The organism is Roseateles sp. GW821-FHT09H11, from assembly GCF_059415845.1.
In genome coordinates this window covers 583,210-586,749 of record NZ_JBWKOA010000001.1, presented here as the reverse complement: position 1 = coordinate 586,749, position 3,540 = coordinate 583,210, and the positions used below count along the sequence as shown (strand labels likewise).

The following is a 3,540-nucleotide window of genomic DNA, read 5'->3' as shown; positions in this document are numbered from 1 at the left end:
GATCTGTGCTCAAGCTCGCGCAGGAATCGCCGATATTGCAGGGATGGTCATCACCAATTCCCCCAGCGTCGCCGCGGCGGTCAGCAATGCATCCAACGGCACGCCAGGCACGGTCGGCAACGCGGCCGGCCTGCTGGTGCTCCGCAAGGCCATGGACGTCCAGGAAGCCGGCGCCGCCGCGCTGCTGGCGGCGCTGCCGCAGCCGACTGCCCTGGCCACCGAAGGCAGTCTCGGCCGCAACATCAACACCTACGCCTGACCCGGTCGCTTCGCCACCCGGTGCGGGTGGGAAGCCGGGTCAATCGCGGGGTCTGCACTTGCCGTAGGCCTCCCGGTACGGCTTGTCGAAGCACGCCGCCAGTCCCGCCAACACCTTCAGGTTGGTCGCGTTCTCGGCGTTGGTCTCGGTCGCGCGGCGGTGGGCCTCGTACTGCACGTCGAACGCGATCCGGTCCTTGCGAAGGAAGGCCGCCGTCGCCAGCACGTAGGTGTTCCAGCTGAAACCAGGCGTCTGGGTGGCTTCGTCCGGATTGACCGACAGCAAGGCCTGCTCGGCGGCCGCAGCGTTGTCACCGGTCATCGCCAGCGTCTGCGCGAGGTGCCAGCGCACACCGCGCATTTCGTACTCCTGGCGCTTGATGTAGCGCTTGAGCAGTTGCGTCTGTTCCGGATAGCAGTTGCCCAGCGAGCGCCAGCCTTTCTCGGTCTGGTCGAACTCCCAATACGGCAGCTTGGTCGCCACCGGACCGACTTCGTTGTACTTCGTCGCGCAGTCGATGGGGTCGCTGGCTGACGCGGCCTGGCTATCCTGCCGGGCCGCGGACTGCGCGAAAGAAGCGGCGGCATATCCCGCGATGAGCAAGGACGCCATGCATCGGGTCAGGTGTTGCATCTGCGTGGTCCACGAGGAAGAGATACCGCGAATCGGACCAGTGCGATTCGCGGGCTCACGCAGTGTGCCCCGATCACCGCGGCTTGTCGCTCCGCCGCGTCGGCTAGGATCCGGTCCGCCCCGTCTCGCACCGACCACCATGCGCTTCACTTTCTCGCTGAGCATCCTTCTGGCATTGGCATCCGGCGCCACACACGCGCAGGAGGCTTCCGAATCCAAATGCGTGGTCGTCTTCAGCCGAGGGAAGAACATGTCCTCCAGCGATCCGCAGGTCAATCGGATGTGGAATCAACTGAACAACAGCTTCGGGCAGTTCGTGTCCGCGGAGTTCAAGGGCGCCGGCAGAAAGGTGATCGAGATGCCCCATCCCGTGGAGGCGACCGACATGGCTGCCAACACGGATCGCCTCCTGAAAAGGGCTCAACAGGAAGGCTGCGATCTGATCGTCAGTGCCTCCATGTACGCGGATCAGCAGACGCATCAGTTCATGAGCACGCTTCGGGTCAATCCGGTCACCGCTGAGAAGCGGGAATCCCCGGCGGGAACCAGCTACGCGATTGGTCAGGAGACGTTCAAGAAGGAGCAGGCGGACCCGTTGACGAAGGAGACCCTGGATCGCCTGGTGGCGAGCGACATCGCGAAGAGTCTCGTGGGCGCCTATCTGAGCGGGACGAAGTAGGGCGTTCGGTGCGTGTGCAACGCACTGGCCCGACGCCAGACTTGTCTTCGATAGCTGCTAGCCCTTCTGACGATCAGGTCTGCAGCGGCCTTCGCTGAACGGTCCGGGTTGGTTGTGGACGGCGTGCCGTGCGGCAGCGAAGACGCTCAGTACTTCTTGACGTGGTGTGCAAAGCTCGAGTTCAAGGCTGCAGAGGACACCCGCTACCGGCAGCGAGTCATGCGCAAGCCTTGACTTCATGCGGCGTTCCAGAGGCGCAGACTCCAGCTGCGCTTCCCGAAGGAGTCTGTCGGCTATCGCTGGAGCGGCGGAAAGCGATTCGCCCCTTCCGCGGGCAACTTGTACATGCACGAAACGAATAGCGGGCTGTCGAGCCAGCCGTTCAGCCAGGACCGTACCGATGGCAAGTCCAACGTTGCAAACCATTCCGGCTCCACTGCGGCGAACTGGCGGACGAAGGGGAACACTGCCAAGTCGGTGGCGCATGGCGTGGCGCCGCCAAGGAAGGGCTCGCTGTGCAGCCGTGCCTCCAACGGCCGCAGAAGCACATCCAGCGCCCTGTCGCGGTGTGCGTCTGGCGTGAGGGTCTCACTCGCGTAGCGCTGGGGGTACTTCCAGCGGTCCAGGTGATGCTTGAAGTCGCCGTCGTTTCGCTGTACCAGGTCGAGGTTCGCGGGCGATTGCGCCCGCGCCCACCAGCCCTGCGCATCGGGCGCAGCCAGTGCCCAGCGCATGATGTCCCAACTCTCCTCGATCACGCTGCCATCGGGCAACTGCAGCACGGGTACCGTCGCCTTGGGAGACAAGGCGAGCAAGCTTGCCGGCTTGTCGCGCAAGCTGACCTCCACCGCGTCGAAGGCCCGCCCGGCCTGCAGCAGCGCCATCCGTGCGCGCATGGCGTAGGGGCAGCGGCGAAAGGTGTAGAGCCGCGGCAACTGCGGAATTGGGGTGGCGAGTGGCGCGTGCGGTGTCAGCATCAATGAACCCACATCACCTCAAACTGCTGTCGGATTGAACCGACCTGGATCGACACCTCATCACCTTCACATTTGCCCAGCATGGCCCTGCCCAACGGGGCTTCGCTGCTGATGACCTGAACGAGCTGAGCGCCGCTCACCAACTTCATGCTGCCGCCATCCGGGCCGAGGAAGAGCTGTTGCTGCTTGTCATCGGCATCGACCAGGCAGACCAGCGCGCCGATCTGGATGCCCAACCTGGCGTCGTAGGCGGGCGGGCGGAACTGGCGCCAATTGGCCATCGCCTGGCGGATGGCTTCGGCGCGACGAGCCTGGCCGGTGGCCAGGTAGGCGGCTTCGAGACCCAGCGTGTCGTACTTGTTCTCGGCGATGTTTTCTTCGTGAGTCGCCGTTTCATGCGCCACGCGTGCAGCCTGTTCGGCTTGCAGCAGGTCTTCGGCAAGCCGTTCCAGCACCTGCTGCTGCAGCAAGAATTTATCCATGATGAAAGGTAGGCATCTCGAACAAGCGGAGGCCTCTTGAGTGTGAATGCCACGGCCCAGTCAGTTGAGCCGATGACCGCTTCGTGTCACGGAGCGTGAGCGAGTTGATGATAGGTCTTCGAGGAAAAGCGAAGCATCGCTGCTGCAAGCGCTGCTGGGCAGGGGCGGCGGTGCTCGTGGAGGCATTCCACGGCACCTGGGAGGGTCAGGCGTTGCCCCGGTGCAAGTCTGAAGCACCTGATGCAGTTCCACGGCCTGGACGCCAAGCGCCTTGAGCTTCACTGGCTTCCCGCCCCCGACCAGGCTGTCGAACGAGCTGCCGGGCGTACCACGCACAGACGCTGAAGGCGAGACAACCGACGACAGCGAAGCCCAACACGAAAGCTTCATTGCGCGGCTTCCCATCGCCGGGAAGGAAGGGCATGGCGACGAAGAACGCTGCCAAGGCGATGAACAGCCAAGGCGCGGCAAGAAACTCCCATCGTTCGGATCGTTGCACTTCGAATCGTT

5 protein-coding genes are annotated in these 3,540 nt (G+C 64.0%); 2 read left to right on the top strand and 3 right to left on the bottom strand.

The window, feature by feature from the left end; all coding sequences use genetic code 11:
• The first annotated feature begins 43 nt into the window (after window positions 1-43).
• On the top strand, window positions 44-259 hold the full coding sequence (locus AC07PR_RS02330) for a putative motility protein (protein WP_431103573.1): 216 nt from the start codon (window positions 44-46) through the stop codon (window positions 257-259).
• Window positions 260-298: 39 nt separating this feature from the next.
• Here AC07PR_RS02330 and AC07PR_RS02325 read toward each other — a convergent pair whose 3' ends face one another.
• Complete coding sequence (locus tag AC07PR_RS02325; protein WP_495134267.1) at window positions 299-892, bottom strand: hypothetical protein; 594 nt, start codon at window positions 890-892, stop codon at window positions 299-301.
• Between the two features lie 139 nt (window positions 893-1,031).
• Between AC07PR_RS02325 and AC07PR_RS02320 the strand changes: the two genes are divergently transcribed.
• Window positions 1,032-1,571: a hypothetical protein gene (locus AC07PR_RS02320; RefSeq protein ID WP_495134266.1), complete on the top strand. Its 540-nt coding sequence runs from the start codon at window positions 1,032-1,034 to the stop codon at window positions 1,569-1,571.
• A gap of 293 nt (window positions 1,572-1,864) precedes the next feature.
• Here the strand turns inward: AC07PR_RS02320 and AC07PR_RS02315 are convergent, their stop codons facing one another.
• The gene (locus tag AC07PR_RS02315; RefSeq protein ID WP_495134265.1) at window positions 1,865-2,548 is read right to left on the bottom strand and encodes a glutathione S-transferase; all 684 of its coding nucleotides are present in this window, start codon (window positions 2,546-2,548) and stop codon (window positions 1,865-1,867) included.
• A complete protein-coding gene (locus tag AC07PR_RS02310; protein WP_495134264.1) occupies window positions 2,548-3,030 on the bottom strand; it encodes a GreA/GreB family elongation factor in 483 nt (160 codons plus the stop codon). The genes AC07PR_RS02315 and AC07PR_RS02310 overlap by 1 nt, the downstream gene beginning before the upstream one ends.
• Window positions 3,031-3,540 lie beyond the last annotated feature (510 nt).